Genomic DNA, 18330 nt, shown 5'->3' with positions numbered 1-18330 from the left:
ATGCGCTACAGTAAACCCATGATAACCATGCTCGGCAGTTTTCTGATCGTGAATTCCGCCTGGTCAATGCCGCCGTCGACTCAGATCGGTGATATCGGCGCAATCGTGGATACCACAACGCCGGCGAGTAAAAGCCATCAATTCATCGAGTTGGAACTGAATATACAAACCGCGCTGCGTCAGGCGCTACAAGGCGACGCCGCATCCCTGACCCGCCCCCAGTTGGAAGCCGCCAAACAGAGCGATAAGGTAGCCGACATTCAATGGCTGCACAGCGTTAACTATGATTTTGCCGAAAAGAAAAACCAGCAGGCCGATATCGCAATTCTTAGCGCGTTCTCACAGCTTCCCGCAGATGTTCTGCAAAAAAATCTGGCGACGGTAACGCAGATTAACCGTGACGCCACGCAAGGTCAGCGTGAACAAGCATTGGCGGATGCCGAAGGTATCAATTATCTTTATTTCCTGGCCGATGCATTAGGCCCACGCCTCGGCAACGCCTTTATTAACGCCTACAATAACGGTGAGATAGGCAAAGCCGCAGCATTAATTAAAGCGTCAGAGGTCAGCACCTCCGCCGCCAAGTCGCACTTTAACTATCCACGCCCTTTCTTACAGCCCGACAATACTATCCATCTGGTTCCGGATAGCGTTGTGGTAAAAGACAACAAACCTTATAGCGCAACCGGCGGCGCGTTCCCCAGCGGGCACACCAACACCGGTTATACCGATGCATTATTGTTGGCTGAAATGCTGCCGGAACGCTTTGTTCCGCTGATCGATCGCGGCGCTCGCTACGGTTTCTCCCGCGTGGTATTAGGCGTTCACTACCCACTTGATGTTATCGGTTCGCGGATGGTCGTCGAGCGCAACATCGCGCATTATCTGAACGATCCGCAATACCGTCAGATGTTTGAACAGGCAAAAACGCAGTTACGTACGGCGCTGGAAAAAGAGTGTGGGATGACGCTGCAAGCCTGTGCCAAGAGTGAAGGTCGGGATGATCCGTATACCGATCCGGCCATGACCACTTTTTACCGCTTCACCATGACATACGGTTTGCCGGCACAGCATAAAGAGGCGACTCCGGTTAACGTTCCAGACGGCGCTGAAGTTCTGCTTGAAGCTCCCCTGCCTAACCTGTCGGCAACCGAACGGAAGCATTTGATGGTGAAAACGGCGTATGCCGGCGGCTATCCGCTGTCAGGCTCTGATGAACAAAGTTTCTGGCATCGCCTGAATCTGCATGACGCCGTTCGCCAGGCCACGCACTGATATAGCTGAGAAGCGTTTTCCAGGAAAAATCAGAGGATGAAGTTTGCACACTTGTGGTCGCGCTGAATATGCTGAATAGTTCATTCAGCCATTACATCGGGGGGCGAAAGCCTCCCTTTCTTTTATTTCTTTATATAAAAATTTTGACTGTATAATTTCATCGATGGGTAATTATCTATTCCTTTTACTCTTCCGTGATTAGGGCATTTTTAATGCGATACAACAAATCATAACCTTTTCTACTGGCAGGCCTGCAGAAACCGGTCATAACATTGCTCATATGAATAATCAGCCATTCGGCTCAGGCCGCGCCAGCATTGAGGCAGATTGCGCAACAGATAATCCCGATTTTCAGGATATAACGCCGAACGCCACTGCGGAATTGTTATCCCCAGCGCCATACGCGCCGCGATCAAATCAGGAAGTAAGGCGATCTCTTCTTCAGTCAACGGCAACTGCCGGTGATACGCAGCAAGAAATGGCACCACGAACTCAAACGGATCCGCCCCATCACTAACCTGGTAAGCCAACGCCGTCGCCAGTTCGGCAATCAGCGGTGCATGCAGCGCATCACCGAAATCAATAATGCCCGCCACTTGTGTCGGATCATGAAGGTTCACCAACGCATTATGCGGGTTGAGATCGTTATGAATGGTTTGCTGACGCAGCATTTTTAATCGTGGAGACACGAACTGGTCATAACGATCCAAAATGCGACTTATGTGCTGATACTGTTGCCGATCGTCCACAAATTCAAGATAAGGCCGCACTTGCTCTGCGTGGCTGATATCCCATAACAGCGGACGATGGGCCGCGGGATGAAAGAAATTCTGCAACGCCAGGTCCAACTGCGCCAGATTTTTCCCCAACCCCTGCATCAATTCGACCGACGGCGACACTCGGTACTGAGGTGTGCCGTCCAGGTAGCTGACCAATCGCACCCGCAAGGAAACGCCATTGACCTTAACCACCGGTTCGGCTAGTTGGTTCAGCGTAATAACAACCCGGGGAACACGCAGATCCGGAGCATACTGGGCGATGTGCAGCAGCATGTTTGTCTGGAAATGGCTAACTTCGGTAGGTTCCGCCGCATTAATGACCTTAAGCATATAGCGGCGTTCAGCGTTTACCGACAGGCAGAAGTTCAAGTCGCGCTCCCCCTGCAGCAGTTCGACATGCCCGCGTAAACCATATAACCGCAAGGCTATATCCGCCGCCTGTTGGCAGGAGACCTGCGGTACCGATTGGGTCATCAGATGATCGGCAACCGCTGTTTTTTGATGGCTCATGGCTGGTTACACTCCTGACGGGATCCATTCCATACCGTCACCATTAACTATTTGATGCGTCATAAAATGCAGCTCAAAAAAAGCTGAAAACTATTCAGCTAAATTTTATGACGCGCCGTGAATTTATCGCGCAACAACGTTGTCATGTACATGACTGGAGATCGCCGCATCCTTGCGGCTGAATAGCGAAGGCTCCTGCCTTAGAGACTTTCTTTATGACTTATCACCATGGAGAAATATTAATTCCCGGCGCGCAGGCGCTCTGCTCTACGACGTAAAATTTCCATAACTATCAGTAAGATCAATGCAGCGCCAACCATCATGGACGCCGCGGCGGCAATCGTCGGATCAAGGTTTTCCCGAATCCCGGCGAACATCTGTAACGGTAGCGTCCGCTGGCGCGGGCTGGCCAGAAACAGCGTGACGATCACTTCATCAAAAGAAGTGGCAAACGCAAATAGCGCACCGGAAAAGACGCCTGGCGCAATCAGCGGAAATGTCACCTTGCGGAAGGCCCGCAACGGCGAAGCCCCCAGGCTCGCGGCCGCTCTCGTCAGGTTCTGATCGTAGTTTTTAAGTACGGCGGTCACGGTAATAACGACGAACGGCACGCCCAGCATGGCATGCGCCAGCACTAGACCGACATAGCTGTTCAGCAGCGATAGCTTGGCGAAAAAGAAAAACATGCCGACCGCGACAATCACCACCGGTGCGATCATGGGAGATATCAATACCGCCATCACCAGCGATTTTCCCTTAAATTCGCCGCGCACCAGACCGACCGACGCCAACACCCCCAGAACGGTCGCCAACAGCGTTGCCAGCGGCGCTATCAGCAGGCTGTTGCCTAACGCCCCCAGCCATTCATTTGAGTTGAAGAACTCATGATACCAGCGTAACGAAAAGCCGCTCAGCGGATAGCTGAGAAACGATCCCGCATTAAATGAAAGCGGTACAATCACCAGCACCGGTACGATCAGAAACAGCAGCATGGCCGCACCGTAAAAATTAAAGAACGTATTCCACAAGCGGATAACTATCTCACCCTGCTGTCTCATATGCGTTTCCCCTTGTTTATATCCTTAACTTTTCAAGTTGCAGCGGCGGGCGTTTCCCTTACTCGCTGCGGCTTGAACATTATCGGGTATACCCGGCCGCAGACGCCTGCGGCTCGGGTAAATACATCAATCGCGCGTAAAAATATTGCTCTGGGCTAAGATCAACGCGCCGCCACTTCCGCATTGGTTTTGGTCACGCGGATATAAACCACATACAACAGTGTGACGATAACCAGTAACTGTGTCCCTAATGCGGCAGCCATGCCCCAGTTCATGGTGGTATTGGTAAAGAAGGCGACAAAATAACTCAGCATCTGATCGCTTGGCCCGCCGAGTAATGCCGGCGTGATGTAGTAGCCAATCGCCATCATAAATACCAACAGCGCCCCCGCCGTTACACCGGCATAGGTCTGCGGGACATACACCCGCCAGAACGCAATAAACGGATGCGCGCCCAGCGATACCGCCGCACGAACATAGTTGGGAGAAATCCCCTTCATAACGGCATATAGCGGCAGGATAAAGAACGGCAGCAGAATGTGCGTCATCGAGATATAGACCCCGACTCGGTTAAATACCAATACCAGCGGTTGCTCAATGATGCCGATATTAATCAGCGTGCGGTTAATCAACCCGCCTGACTGCAACAGCACAATCCAACTGGCGGTACGTACGATCAGCGAGGTCCAGAAAGGCAACAGCACCAAAATCAGCAGCAGATTGGCCCGATTGGCCGGCTGTTTCGCCAACCAGTACGCCAATGGATAGCCCAAACCGACGCACAGCAGCGTCACAACGCCAGCCATCAGCAGCGTTCGTAATAACACATCGATATACAAAGATTGATCGGGAGACTGCGCGACGATTTGCTGGGTTTTGGCGTCCACTTTGTGGTCAAAAACCGCGAGCAGGTAATAATTGGTAAAAGGTCGAGCGGCGCGATCCAGTGTCTGCCAGGTGGATAATTCCCCCCACAGCGGCTGCTCGCCGATCAGTTGGTTGCGAACATCGGTACTGCCTTCGGCAGGCAGACTACGCATCGTGCGGGTAATCAGCGTGCGGTATTCCGCCCCTTCATATCCCAGCCGCTTGGTAATCGCCGACAGTTTACCGCCACTGCGGGCAGCGCGTAGATCGCTGACCACAGCCTGGAATACGCTCTCATCCGGCACTTCTTTACCAGACCATAGCCGCATCGCTTCTATGGTGGCCGGCATATTTTCTCTTATTTCCGGATTCGAGACGCTTTTCCCCAGAATCGAGGAGATCGGGAAGAGAAAACTCACCACAATAAACAGAAACAGGGGAGCAATCAGTAACAGGGAACGTTTTTTATACGTTGCCTGGGCCTGATGCAATTGCTGTTTCAGTTTGGCGCTCCCTTCTTTCTCGCCGGATGGTGACACGTTCGCCACCATTTCGCTCTGGGTCATAGGCTTTATCTCCATTATGCTTACGGTATTCCCCTTCATCTTTTAAGTTACAGCCGCGTTGGCTTCATGACTCGCCCCTTCCCTGGGATCCGACCGTCCTTCCGCATCTCAAAATTTATTGGGGTAGAACAATTTGTTAATTATTGAGCGGCCCATGAGTTAAAGCGCTGTTCCAGTTCTTCACCGTGGTCAATCCAAAATTCAGTATCAACTTGCAATGCCTGCGCCAGGTTCTCGGGATCCGTAGGCAGGTTTTTGGCAATTTCCGGCGCAATCAAGCTCGTTGCTTTGATGTTGGTTGGGCCGTAAGGAATATTTTCAGCAAAGACTTTCTGGTTTTCAGGCAGGTTGGTAAAGGCAATGAACTGTTCGGCCAGCGCCTTGTGTTTGGTGCCTTTCACAATGGCCCAGCTATCCAGATCGTAAATGCTGTCGGCCCAGACGATACGGAAGTCATGCCCTTCATTTTGCGCCGCGGCAACCCGGCCGTTATAGGCGGAGGTCATCACGACATCGCCGGAAACCAGCCACTGCAGCGGTTGCGCGCCGGATTCCCACCATTGGATATTGGACTTAATCTGATCAAGTTTTTTGAATGCGCGATCGACGCCGGCAGGTGTCGCCAACTCTTTATAGAGATCTTCGCGTTTTACGCCATCAGCCAGCAGCGCTATTTCCAGCGTGAATTTTGCGCTTTTGCGCAGCGCGCGTTTTCCCGGATAGTTTTGCACGTCCCAGAAATCCGCCCAGCTCTTCGGCGCATTCTGCAATTTCTGCGCGTTATAGGTTAATACAGTCGACCACAGGAAAATCCCGGCGCCGCATTCGGATACCGTGCCTTTTACAAACTGCGATTCATCGCCCAGGACTTTCCAATCCAACGGCTCAAACAGTCCTTCGTTACAGCCGCGCAGCAGTTCCGGACCTTCTACTTCAACCACGTCCCAGCCAATTTGACCGGTTTCCACCATGGCGCGGATACGAGCCATCTCACCGTTGTATTCGCCGGCTTGAACCGTTCCTTTACCCGCTGCGGCAAACGGTTTGTAAAATGCTTTGTCTTGCGCGTCTTTATTGGTACCGCCAAAGGAGATCACAGTGATAGTTTCCGCCTGCGCCTGACAGGCCATTGCGACGAGAAAGGCTGATACAGCAATTTTTTTCAACATAGCTTGGCTCCTGGAATGTGTTAGTCAACGTAAAACAGGAAGTCACGCATCAAGTCCTTGATGCTACATACATCACGATTAAGCATAAACTGTGCCACTTCAACAGTTCATGAAAGATTGACACAGCGGCTGGCGAGGATGGCTGAACAACGTGCAGTAATAAATTACCTGACGTTTGCACAATTTTTCTTTTGCCAGTTTTTCCTTTTAATGGTGCGAGCTAATAATTCCCCGCACCATTAATGTGCATGATGAGTTTGCTAAACAAATACAATAAAATCCTCTCTGTATCTGCCATCTCCTCATGTCGTGCCTGAAAACTACCTGGTGAGATCTACACAGAGGTATTTCATTTCCAGATAATCTTCGATACCGAAACGCGATCCTTCACGTCCCAGTCCCGACTGTTTCACACCGCCGAAGGGTGCGACTTCATTAGAAATTAGCCCGGTATTAATGCCGACCATGCCGTAATCCAGAGCTTCGGGAACGGTCCACTGGCGCACGGCATCGCGGGTGTAGACATACGCCGACAGACCGAATTCCGTATCATTCGCCATGGCGATAACTTCGGCTTCATCGGCAAACTGAAATAACGGCGCCACCGGACCAAAGGTTTCTTCACGAGCAAAACGCATCTCGCGAGTAACATTGCCGATAATCGTGGGGGTAAAGAACGTTCCCCCAAGTTGATGCAGTTTGCCGCCAAAAAGCACCTTCGCGCCTTTCGCCAACGCATCGGCAATATGTTGCTGCACTTTGCTGACGGCATCGTCATCAATCAACGGCCCCTGGGTCACGCCCAGCTGACTGCCGTCACCCACTTTGAGCTTTTTGACTTCTGCAACCAGCTTTTCAGCTAACGCGGGATAAATGCCCTTTTGCACATAAATCCGGTTGGCGCACACGCAGGTTTGCCCGCTGTTGCGGAATTTAGACGCCAGAATGCCTTTTACCGCCAGATCCAGATCGGCATCATCGAACACGATGAAAGGGGCATTGCCGCCAAGTTCCAATGACAGTTTTTTTACCGTCGGCGCACATTGCGCCATCAGAATACGGCCCACTTCCGTTGAGCCGGTAAAACTCAATTTGCGCACGACCGGGCTATCACATAGCACTTTACCCACCGACTGCGGATCGCCGGTCAGCACCTGCAGCACGCCGCGCGGGATCTCCGCCTGCTGCGCCAGCTCCGCCAACGCCAGTGCGGTGAACGGCGTCTGTTCCGCCGGTTTAACAATCATAGTGCAGCCCGCAGCCAACGCAGGGGCCACTTTGCGGGTGATCATCGCCGCCGGGAAATTCCATGGCGTGATGGCCGCACAAACGCCGATCGGCTGCTTAATCACCAGCAGCCGCTGCTGACTCTGGGGGGATTGCAGTACGCAGCCTTCGATACGTTTGGCTTCTTCCGCGAACCAATCGATAAACGAGGCGGCATAGGCAATTTCACTACGCGCTTCAGCCAGTGGTTTACCCTGTTCGGCGGTCAGCAACACCGCCAGATCATGCTGATTTTCCATAATCAGACGCGACCAGGACTGCAATACGGCCGCACGTTCTTTCCCGGTACGCTGACGCCAACCGACCAGCGCCAGCTCCGCGGCGGCAATGGCCTGCTCAGTTTGTGACGCCGTCACTAGTGGAACCGCGCCCAACACCTCGCCGTTGGCCGGGTTGGTCACATCAAGGCGTTCGCCGTTCTGGCTATCGCGCCATTCACCGTCAATTAAGCAGTGTTGGCGGAGTAATGTTTTCTGATTCAGTTGCATAAAATCTCTCTACTACCTCTTACTTCGTAAGCACACGAGTCAGAATGGTCATCGCTTTGGTAAACTGATCGTCTGGAATGGTCAGCGGATGCAGGAAACGAATGACGTTGCCATGCACGCCACAGGTCAGCAACAGCAGCCCCTGTTCTAATGCCGCTTTTTGGAACTTGCGCGTAACTTCAGCAGAAGGTTTGCCGGTCTGCGGATCGTTAAATTCGGCGGCTACCATGGAGCCTTGAGCCCGAATCGCCACCAACGCCGGGCACTGCTGCTTGGCTTTTTCCAGCGTTTCCACCAGAGCCGCGCCCAAACGCTGTGAACGCTGACACAATTTTTCTTCTTCGATCACATCCAGCACCGCCAGCGCTGACGCCACCGCCAGCGGGTTGCCGGCATAGGTTCCCCCCAATCCGCCAGGACCAGGCGCGTCCATCACCTCGGCACGCCCTACCACGCCGGAGATGGGGAAGCCGCCGCCCAGGCTTTTCGCCATCGTGATCAGATCGGCCTGTTCAGCATAATATTCCATCGCAAACAGCTTGCCGGTACGGGCAAAGCCGCTCTGCACTTCGTCGGCAATCAGCAGAATGCCATGCTCATCACACAGTTTGCGGAGCGCGCTAATAAATTCAGGCGGCGCCACGTTGAAGCCGCCTTCGCCCTGAACCGGCTCCAGCAAAATCGCGGCTACCTGATCGGCGGCGATATCGGTGTGCAGCAGCCGATCGATGCTTTCCAACGACTGTTCAACGGTGATACCCGTGTGCGCATTGGGATACAACGCATGGAAAATAGATCCAGGGAACGGACCAAAACCGGTAGAATAAGGGGCCACTTTGCCGGTCAGCGTCATGGTCAACAGAGTACGGCCGTGGAATGCCGCGCCAAACGCAATGACGCCGGGGCGCTTGGTGTAGGCTCGCGCAATTTTCACTGCATTTTCAACCGCTTCAGAGCCAGTGGTAAAAAAGGTGGTTTTTGCCGGTCCGTTGATAGGCGCCAGGGCGTTGATACGCTCGGCCAACGCGACATAGCTGCCGTAAGGCACTATCTGATAAGCGGTATGGGTAAAGCACTCCAGTTGCTCACGCACCGCCGCCATAATTTTCGGATGACGATGACCGGTATTCAGCACGGCGATCCCTGCGGCGAAGTCGATGAACTCACGGCCCTCAACGTCCCACAACGTGGCATTTTCCGCACGGGCGGCATAAAAATCACACATCACACCTACGCCACGCGGAGTGGCAGCCAAACGACGCTGATTTAATTCGCTATTACTCATTTTCTGCTCCGATTCAAAGAACAAACCCAAACCTATTGATGACCGTACCCGGGCCGTGATGTGATTGCTCGTCTCACATCATTTCTGTTGCTATTTATGCGCCAGATGGTTCTATAATCCAGAGCCAGTTTTTAATATTTAAAGGATCCACTTTTGCGCTCGCTATTGACCGATTTATTACTCCAGCGTTTGAGTAACCAGCAGGAAGGCACGCTGAATAAACGCCTGTATGACTGTATCCGCCAGTCGATCCTCGACGGCGCCATTGCCGCCGGCAGCCGGTTGCCCTCCTCGCGCGATCTGGCGCATGAGCTATCGCTGTCGCGCAATACCGTTTTGGCCGCTTATGAGCAGTTGCTGGCCGAAGGTTACGTTGAAGCGCGTACCGGAAGCGGTACTTTCGTTACCGAACAATTGCCGGATGGCAGTATGGCTCCGGTGCGAAATGAAAGTGAGGCCTTATCCCGGCAGCCGATACAGGAACTGTCGCGTCGAGGCATGCATCTGCTGGGATATTCCGGCGCTTCAGCCCGTCAATGGGGAGCCTTTATGCCCGGCATCCCCGATATCTCCAGTTTTCCTCATGATCTATGGCGCAGAATACAAACCCGGCTTACCCGGCGCGCGCTCCCAGAGCAGCTCTCTTATTCCCCCATCGGCGGTTGTCCCGAGCTGCAATTGGCCCTGGTGGATTATCTGCGCGTCGCGCGTTCCGTTGAATGCAGCTCCGAGCAGATTCTGATTACGGAAGGCACGCACCAGGCGATGGATCTGCTGGCTAAGATGCTATGCAACCCAGGTGACCTGGCCTGGATTGAGGATCCCTGTTATTGGGGCACACGCAATTTGCTAACCATAAACGGGTTGCGGGTCGCGCCAATTGAAGTGGACGACCAGGGGATGGCGCCGCCGGATACCGTTTCAGCGCAGTCGATACCGAGACTGATCTGCGTTACGCCATCGCATCAATATCCGTTAGGTTCCGTAATGAGCCTGGCGCGGCGGCAACGCTTGCTGGCGCTGGCGCAGGAACACGGCTGTTGGGTGATTGAAGATGACTATGACAGCGAATTCCGTTTCTCCGGCAATCCAATTCCCGCCTTGCAGGGACTGCAAACGCAATCCCCGGTGATTTACATTGGCACTTTCAGTAAAACCCTTTATCCAGGGCTACGCGTCAGCTACATGGTGTTGCCTCCCCAGTTGGCCCGGGAACTGAAAGTCGCCCATTCCGAGCTGTACCGCGGCGGCCACTGGCTGACGCAGGCAACGCTTAGCCAGTTCATCCGCGAGGGGCATTATGCCGGCCATATCCGGCGCATGCGGCTGCTTTATGCCAGACGGCGGGCCATGTTGACAGAGCTTATCGAACAACATTTAGGCGCGGACTATGTCGGCGACCACAGCAATGCCGGACTGCATATGTTGCTCAAACTTCCCGCTCATATTGATGATGTGCTGCTCAGCGCGCAGATCCTGCGCCGTGGCGTGATGGTAAAACCCCTTTCCAGCTACTATTTGCGTCAAACCCGGGAGCGGGGATTGCTGTTGGGTTATGCCTGTGTGGAAGAGAGTAAAATGGCCCAGCCCTTTGCTGTCATCGTTGCCTGTATTCGTGCACAAAAAAACACATAATTGGCCTTTCAATCGGGTCAATTTAATTGCACTTATATGGTGCAGCTAAATTAATGGAATTCACCATAATAGAGCAATTCATCCGCATGTTTTTTGCCTGATAGCATTTAACCCATTCGCCATACTCGATTTAACGAAAACGGCACGATTTGTGCATGAGCCAGTTATAAAAGACACGTTACTGCGAGAAATGGAATAATGAGAACCTATGTCAGCTTCAAAAACATCCAGAAAACCTATGATGGCGATCGCTTGGTGGTAAAAAACCTGAACCTGGATATTAAAGAAGGCGAATTTCTTACCCTGCTCGGCCCGTCCGGCTCAGGAAAAACCACCAGTCTGATGATGCTTGCCGGGTTCGAAACCCCGACACAGGGCGAAATTTTTCTGCATGATACGCCGCTGCACAATCTGCCGCCGCACCAGCGCGGTATCGGCATGGTCTTTCAGAATTACGCGCTATTTCCCCACATGACCGTGGCTGAAAACCTGGCGTTTCCATTATCTATCCGTCGTTTGAGTAAGGTGGATATCAAGGAAAAAGTCGATCGCGTATTGGATCGCGTCAAGCTGACCAATCTGGCCGATCGCTATCCGGCGCAAATGTCCGGTGGTCAGCAACAGCGTGTGGCGCTGGCCCGCGCACTGGTTTTTGAACCCAAGCTAGTACTGATGGACGAACCGCTTGGCGCATTGGACAAACAACTTCGTGAACATATGCAGTTGGAGATCAAAGAGCTGCATGAATCCCTGGAACTCACCGTAGTCTATGTGACCCACGATCAGAGTGAAGCGATGACCATGTCCAACCGGGTGGCCGTATTCAACGATGGCATTATTCAGCAGATGGACAGCCCGAGTAATATTTATGAAAAACCGGAAAATGCCTTTGTGGCGCAGTTTATCGGCGAGAACAATACGCTGATTGCCACCCAGACGGGTTCGGAAGGGAATTTCTATCGCGCCTCGCTGGATGACGGCACTCAGCTACAGGCGCTCAAAGTGCGGCCGAGCTCGCCGGGTAAAAAGATCACGCTGTGCATCCGCCCGGAACGTATCCGCATTAATGCGGAAAATACCGGCGCCGATGTTCAAAAGGTGAAAGCGCGGATTCAACAGTTTATTTATCTGGGGGATCACGTACGGATGATGACGGAAGTCGCCGGTCAGCCGCAATTCATGGTGAAACTTCCCGCCAGTGAAATTCAGCCAGATTGGAAGGCCGGTAGCGAAGTCACCCTATCCTGGCATCCGGAACACCTGCGCGCGCTGGATGTGGTGAAAACACACTAGATAGAACTCAAACAGACCAAAAAAAACCGCACGCTGACTTCATGGCGTGCGGTTTTCGTACTGGATGTTACGTTTAGCTGCGGATTTTACGGTATATCCACAGCACGACAATAGCGCCGATCACCGCCACGACGAAGCTGCCGAAGTTAAAACCATCGACTCGGCCAAAGCCGAAGAAGGTGCTGATGTATCCCCCAACAACGGCCCCGATAATCCCAAGGATTATCGTCAGGAAGAAACCACCTCCATCTTTACCGGGCATTATCCACTTAGCCAAAATCCCCGCAATCAACCCAAATATAACCCAGGACAAAATTCCCATAATAACCTCGCTTTTTTATGAGGGGCTATGCTACCCGCCCCCCGCCGGGCCACCATATTGCGGTGCTAAAACGCTCCCGCGCATTAGCAATCTTATGATGGGTTTATCTACAAAATGACTGATGTAGATAAGACGCGGTTCTAAGTATAGACAAGAATTATCATTCGGGGAGGTGTCGCAGCGGTTTGGCTAACCATTTGATTATATTATCGACTACTCATGCGGCGCAGATACAGCTTTCCGATTGTAAACGTTTCCTAAACGAAGTTGATATTTATAATCGATTATAGAAGTAATCCTAGCTAATGAGATATCCCCCTCGGCTAAACTGCTTATTACAGCACTTTCCCGCTGTTTCAACAGGCTTACTGAGGAACAACATGAAGGAAGTCAGTAAAGAGCGATTTATCGGGCTGGAATGGCTGCGATTTTTGCTCGGTTGCTATGTGATGGTTTATCACACGGTGCATATTTATCCCCAGCGTGACCGCGTGCCGTTTTTAAATGAACTCACCAGTATGGGATTTTTTGCCACCAGCACGTTTTTTGTCCTGTCCGGCTTTTTATTGGCGCATGTTTACATAAGAGACGGGCGTCTGCGTGAACCCGCGCGCCGGTTCTGGGCTAAACGTTTATTTAATCTCTATCCGATTCATATTATTGCGTTGCTGGCGTCGATTGCGGTCGTCACCCTGATGCAATGGCTTGCCATACCGCCCGAAGGGCAAGTCGCCAGCGCCCGTTTTGTGATTTATGACACCAACGAGCCGAACGTCGATCCGCAAACGCTGCGCCACTATATGACTAACGCGCAATTGGCGTTCAACGGTCTATTGCAGCTATTAATGTTGCAGGCATGGAACCCGTATTTCCTGACGTTCAATGCCCCGTTGTGGTCGCTTTCCACCCTTTTCTTTTTCTATCTGACGTTTCCCCTGCTGGCGCCCCGCCTGCTCAGAAGCGTTCATCCCTGGATGTGGATGGGGATCGTTTGCCTGTTATACCTGGTACCGCCGATTTGGATTATCTGGCAACAGCAGTACGGCATGCCCTATACCGGCTTATTGCAACGCGGACCCATCTTCCGTTTACCTGAGTTTCTGGCCGGGATTCTGGGTTATGCCATCTTCCGCAACTACCGTCAAAAGGGAATAGATCCGCTAAGCAAGGGACAGTACTACGGCATTATTCTCTTCATTATTGCCAATTTTATTATTGGCACCTGGCTGTTCACCCATGGTGAGGCGTATTGGTATTTTCTGCTGCATAACGGCTTACTGCTGCCGGCACAGGTAGCGCTGGTCTGCATTAGTGCGTTAGCCCGTGAACCCAATAGCGATTGGCTGCGGCATTGGTCGCCGCGACTGGGCGCTTCATCGTTATCAATCTTCGCGCTGCATGTGCCGTTGTTTAATTTATTTCGTACGCTTGAGCAGTTGGTGCGAGGCGATCCGCTGGCCTGCTTTAGCGATTGGGGTCAATGTATCGCCGCTGCCGGACAGGTTCAGCTATCCCTGACGGGCTACGCTATTTTCCTGCTATCCACCGTGGTGCTGTGCGTGCTGTTCCAGGAACAAATTGTTTTCCGTGTACGTCAATTTTTGACGGCGCGTTATCTAAATAACAACCTGCAGCCCCGCTCACAAAGCGCAACCTAAATCTTTCAACAGCTAGACTCTAAATAATTCGAGTTGCAGGAAGGCGACGACGCAGCGAATCCCCAGGAGCTTACACCAGTAAGTGACTGGGGTGAGTGAGGAAAGCCAACGCACATGCAACTTGAAGTATGACGAGTATATAACGAGAATGTGATGAGCATCGCGTTATAGCTGTTAATAATCAATCGTATCTTTTATAACTATTTACATTCTAATCAATCGCGGTTTTAGGCTAGAGCATCCATTCAATTCCTGTTAATGTTTCACGTCCGGGCTGAACCGGTTCATGATTCATCGGCCGTACGTCTTAAATGACGTCTTTCAAACCTTGTCACTACTGTTTACTTGGCAAAATGACACTATCCAAACACGTAATATCTTCCCTGAGTCTGGCTATCACCCTTGCCTCCACGGGCATTACTGAAAGCCGTGCTGACACCATTTGGCTAACGAACGGCGACCAGATCAGCGGTAAGATCACACTGCTCGACGGCGGTAAATTGTTCATCACCACCGATTATGCGGGCTCAATCTCCGTTTCATGGGATAAGGTAAAAACCTTTGAAACCGATCATGGGCTGGTGATTCAGGGCGAACGTTATAAGGAAGGCGAACTCTATCCGGTGGTTAAGGCCGGGGAAAATCGCGCGATTATCGCTACGCCATCCATTTCCAACGACGCTGCCGGCCCGCAAACATTGCAGCTCTCGGATATTACCTCCATTGTTGCCCAGAAGCCGCTGGTAACGGATCTATCCTGGAAAGGCAACATTGATGCAGGGATGTCACACAAGAAAAGTTCGACTGAAACAGAAAATTATGACGCCACCCTTAGTACGCAGGCCCGGCATGGCACCTGGCGTCACAATATTGACGCCAGCTATCACCTGGCAAAAGAAAACGACGTAGAAAGCACCAAGAATGCCGGCGGCGAATATGCGCTGGATAAGTTTCTGGATGAGAACTGGTTTTGGCAAGGTCGTTACCAATACAAACGTGATTGGATCGAGAATATTAAAATCAGCCGTTCATTCGGTCTTGGTCCTGGCTATCAGTTCTGGGATAACGATCTTGGCGCATTTTCACTGACGTCATTGGTTAGTACCCAGACGTATGTCTATCAGGATAACGATGAAGATAACTTCTACACTGGCGGCGTAAAATGGGATTACAACCGTTTTCTGTTCAGTAAATCGGTGGAAGCCTTCACCAGCGGTGAACTGGGTCGCTCCTTCGACTCTACCGCCCCGCTTTACCTGAAAGCCGATGCCGGTTTGCGTTTCAAACTGACCAACTGGTCTTCTTTGAGTATGAAGGTGTCGCGTACCCGCACCGAAAGCAAGCAGGGTGATGTTAACGATACGTTGTACACCATGGGGGTGGGCGTCGGCTGGTAATTTACCGCGTTCTGCTTAAATACAGTCAGCGAATCTCATGAAAGTGGCGTTCGCTGACTGTCTGTTCAGCGCTGACCTTCATTATCCGCAGCATCTTGCTGTTGTTGCAGCCGACGAACCTGCTGAGCCAATTCGCTTAACTCGTTGTCTTCCATTCCATAGTTTTTCAATTCTTGTTCGAGCGCGAACAGATACTGCGCATTGGTTCCCAGCGGCCCGCTGGCTTGGGCTATGAGCGGGGCCACCCTTTGAATACAGGTGTCTTCTTCAATGAGCGGATGTTCCATGGCTGAAACGAAGACCAATGCGGTGACAATGTCACCATTTTTCTGCTGCAGTTCAAACCATTCAGGGCGATAACACCCCGTCAGCATTTCACGCTTCCACAGTAGTTCCAGATCTTCACGCAATGAAGACTCAGACAAACGAAAAGCCAGCCCGGTGGTTTTCCCGCCCGGTATCAATGCCAGCATGCGGCCTGGACGGTTCGTCGTCCCCCGCCCGGCAGTCAGGCGCAGGCAAAAAGCCCGATGCCAGTCATGCAAGGTAGCCAGACAGGCTTCTTCTGCATCAAAAACCGGGTTCCACATCAGTGAACCATAGCCAAATACCCAAACCGGGCCGCAATCGGGACGACGGGCCAACGTCTTTTCTAATGACGCGGTACGCTGTTGCGGCGTGAGTAATAACGATTCATCAATACATCCAAAAGACGTCCTACAATCCGCTTTCTGCAAAAAATCACGTGTTAACACGACTTACCACTCCTGGACCATATATTTACTGCCTATCAGGCCTGTTATCGTTCAATCCTTAAACCCCAACACTGTCGCTTGGTGGTACTTACGGCAGTAATAACCATGAGGTTATTCATTTCCCGCGCCGCAATCAAGTTTGATATCACCCACAAAAAATGCAAGAACGCCCATTCAGGTAACACAATGATAATCCGCGTTTTGCAGACTGTACCTAATAGAGATCAAAGTGCATCTAATGAATCCGCGCCAGCGCAGTAACCTGAAGAAGAGCCGAGAAGCCAGAGAAAACGCTCGATTCAGCCCAAATACCCCGAATTAATCTACACTGGATAACGGTAGACCCGAATCGGCGAGAATACGAATTTAGCCAGGGATGCGAAATCCGGATTGCCACTGGCTCGGCGACGAACATTCAGCTATCGGCTTTCTGCCGCCATGACTGGAGATGCTCATGTATAGGCTTTACGCTGATACTCATCGTCGAAAAGGATTAAATAAAATAGATTGTCGCCATAAACACTCGGATAACCAAGTCCATACTGGAATAAATGATGAAAAAAACATATTTAATATTATTATGATAGGAAGAAGATTACATAATTCTGACCACTCACTTTGATTATGGTCTTCAAGCGTAAAAATCAGTAAAAAATCCGCGAGCAGCCATAAAATCTGTTAACCTACACTTTCTTTTTACGCTATAACTACTTTTCAGTAACTTAATTGCTAAAAATAATGCTTTGATACATGTTGTTTTTTGCCTAGCGCATAATTCTGCTGGATAAGGAGAACCCCCGTAATGAAGTCTCACTCTGAGGTTGTCAAAACCCGCCATCAGGAATATTCACTTATTCTGCCGATCGTTGCATTGATCGTTCTGTTCCTGTGGGGAGGCACGCAAGACTTCCTCGCCATTTTGGGTATTAATTTACTGGCGTTGGCCGGTATTCTGTTCAGCGCCTTCAGCGTTGTTCGTCATGCCGATGTATTGGCCCATCGCTTAGGCGAACCCTATGGTTCGCTGATCCTCAGCCTATCGGTAGTTATTCTTGAAGTCAGCCTGATTTCAGCGCTTATGGCCACCGGCGATGCCGGCCCGGACCTCATGCGGGATACGCTCTATTCGATTATCGTGATTGTCACCGGTGGCCTGGTTGGTTTTGCACTGCTGCTGGGGGGCCGTAAGTTTGCGACTCAGTATGTCAACCTGAGCGGTATTAAACAGTACCTGATGGCCATTTTTCCGCTATCGGTGATTGTGCTGGTCTTCCCCAGCGCCTTGCCTGAAGGTAATTTCAGCGTGGGTCAGTCACTGATCGTGGCATTGATCTCCGCGGCGATGTATGGCGTGTTCCTGTTGATTCAGACTCGCACGCACCAGAGCCTGTTTGTTTACGAGCATGAAGACGAAGGCGACACCGATGATCCGCATCATGGCAAGCCGTCGGCGCACAGCTCGTTATGGCACACGCTATGGTTGCTGGTCCACCTGATTGCCGTTATCAGCGTCACCAAAATGGACTCTCAGCCGCTGGAAGCGTTGCTGACGACCATGAATGCGCCAGCCCAGTTCACCGGTTTCCTGGTCGCGTTGCTGATTTTGTCGCCTGAAGGGTTGGGCGCGATCCGGGCGGTGCTGAAAAATCAGGTACAGCGCGCGATGAATCTGTTTTTCGGCTCCGTGCTGGCAACCATTTCATTAACGGTGCCCACCGTGACCGTTATCGCCATGCTGACCGGCCGCACCTTGAATTTCGGGCTGGATATGCCGCATATCGTCGTGATGCTGTCGGTACTGGTGCTGTGTCATATTACGTTTTCAACCGGCAGGACCAATGTCTTAAGCGGCAGCGCGCATTTGGCGTTATTCGCCGCCTATCTGATGACCATTATGCTTTAAATCCCCGCTTTTTTACCGGCAATGCAAATATGCATTGCCGGTCTCCATAACAAGCATCTCTTGATGTATATCTGGATTTTCTA

Annotated in this window: 14 protein-coding genes; 6 read left to right on the top strand and 8 right to left on the bottom strand. The window is 51.6% G+C overall.

Annotation, left to right across the window (positions count from 1 at the left end):
* Positions 1–1275 (top strand): acid phosphatase, encoded by a 1275-nt coding sequence (locus tag ACN28R_RS07280; RefSeq protein WP_048638806.1) that lies wholly within the window; start codon positions 1–3, stop codon positions 1273–1275.
* Between the two features lie 239 nt (positions 1276–1514).
* Here ACN28R_RS07280 and ACN28R_RS07275 read toward each other — a convergent pair whose 3' ends face one another.
* From ACN28R_RS07275 to ACN28R_RS07250, 6 genes are all read right to left on the bottom strand, one after another.
* On the bottom strand, positions 1515–2564 hold the full coding sequence (locus ACN28R_RS07275) for a phosphotransferase (RefSeq protein WP_048638805.1): 1050 nt from the start codon (positions 2562–2564) through the stop codon (positions 1515–1517).
* Between the two features lie 239 nt (positions 2565–2803).
* Positions 2804–3622, bottom strand: coding sequence for an ABC transporter permease (locus ACN28R_RS07270; RefSeq protein ID WP_095834038.1), 819 nt, complete (start codon positions 3620–3622; stop codon positions 2804–2806).
* Positions 3623–3783: 161 nt separating this feature from the next.
* Complete coding sequence (locus ACN28R_RS07265) at positions 3784–5055, bottom strand: ABC transporter permease (protein WP_048638803.1); 1272 nt, start codon at positions 5053–5055, stop codon at positions 3784–3786.
* A 140-nt stretch (positions 5056–5195) separates the two neighbouring features.
* Complete coding sequence (locus tag ACN28R_RS07260; RefSeq protein WP_095834037.1) at positions 5196–6224, bottom strand: ABC transporter substrate-binding protein; 1029 nt, start codon at positions 6222–6224, stop codon at positions 5196–5198.
* A gap of 320 nt (positions 6225–6544) precedes the next feature.
* On the bottom strand, positions 6545–7999 hold the full coding sequence (locus ACN28R_RS07255) for an NAD-dependent succinate-semialdehyde dehydrogenase (RefSeq protein WP_095834036.1): 1455 nt from the start codon (positions 7997–7999) through the stop codon (positions 6545–6547).
* Positions 8000–8018: 19 nt separating this feature from the next.
* On the bottom strand, positions 8019–9284 hold the full coding sequence (locus ACN28R_RS07250) for a 4-aminobutyrate--2-oxoglutarate transaminase (protein WP_048638800.1): 1266 nt from the start codon (positions 9282–9284) through the stop codon (positions 8019–8021).
* Positions 9285–9437: 153 nt separating this feature from the next.
* Here ACN28R_RS07250 and pdxR point away from each other — a divergent pair, with 153 nt between their 5' ends.
* Complete coding sequence (gene pdxR / locus ACN28R_RS07245; protein ID WP_048638799.1) at positions 9438–10919, top strand: MocR-like pyridoxine biosynthesis transcription factor PdxR; 1482 nt, start codon at positions 9438–9440, stop codon at positions 10917–10919.
* 198 nt (positions 10920–11117) lie between these two features.
* Positions 11118–12212 (top strand): ABC transporter ATP-binding protein, encoded by a 1095-nt coding sequence (locus tag ACN28R_RS07240; RefSeq protein WP_048638798.1) that lies wholly within the window; start codon positions 11118–11120, stop codon positions 12210–12212.
* A gap of 73 nt (positions 12213–12285) precedes the next feature.
* On the opposite strand, the gene ACN28R_RS07235 is transcribed toward ACN28R_RS07240, so the two are convergent.
* Positions 12286–12534: a GlsB/YeaQ/YmgE family stress response membrane protein gene (locus tag ACN28R_RS07235; protein ID WP_048638797.1), complete on the bottom strand. Its 249-nt coding sequence runs from the start codon at positions 12532–12534 to the stop codon at positions 12286–12288.
* Between the two features lie 380 nt (positions 12535–12914).
* On the opposite strand from ACN28R_RS07235, the gene ACN28R_RS07230 reads away from it, so the two are divergent.
* Together ACN28R_RS07230 and ACN28R_RS07225 are read left to right on the top strand one after the other, a co-directional pair.
* On the top strand, positions 12915–14192 hold the full coding sequence (locus ACN28R_RS07230) for an acyltransferase family protein (protein ID WP_048638796.1): 1278 nt from the start codon (positions 12915–12917) through the stop codon (positions 14190–14192).
* A gap of 353 nt (positions 14193–14545) precedes the next feature.
* A complete protein-coding gene (locus tag ACN28R_RS07225) occupies positions 14546–15589 on the top strand; it encodes a DUF481 domain-containing protein (protein WP_048638795.1) in 1044 nt (347 codons plus the stop codon).
* A 65-nt stretch (positions 15590–15654) separates the two neighbouring features.
* Here the strand turns inward: ACN28R_RS07225 and ACN28R_RS07220 are convergent, their stop codons facing one another.
* Positions 15655–16344, bottom strand: a complete 690-nt coding sequence (locus tag ACN28R_RS07220) for a gamma-glutamylcyclotransferase (protein WP_095834035.1) — start codon at positions 16342–16344, stop codon at positions 15655–15657.
* An 802-nt stretch (positions 16345–17146) separates the two neighbouring features.
* Between ACN28R_RS07220 and chaA the strand changes: the two genes are divergently transcribed.
* On the top strand, positions 17147–18247 hold the full coding sequence (chaA, locus tag ACN28R_RS07215) for a sodium-potassium/proton antiporter ChaA (protein WP_048638793.1): 1101 nt from the start codon (positions 17147–17149) through the stop codon (positions 18245–18247).
* Positions 18248–18330: the final 83 nt, after the last annotated feature.

Source organism: Brenneria goodwinii (assembly GCF_002291445.1).
Classification (GTDB): domain Bacteria; phylum Pseudomonadota; class Gammaproteobacteria; order Enterobacterales; family Enterobacteriaceae; genus Brenneria; species Brenneria goodwinii.
This window is presented reverse-complemented; position numbering and strand designations above follow the sequence as displayed.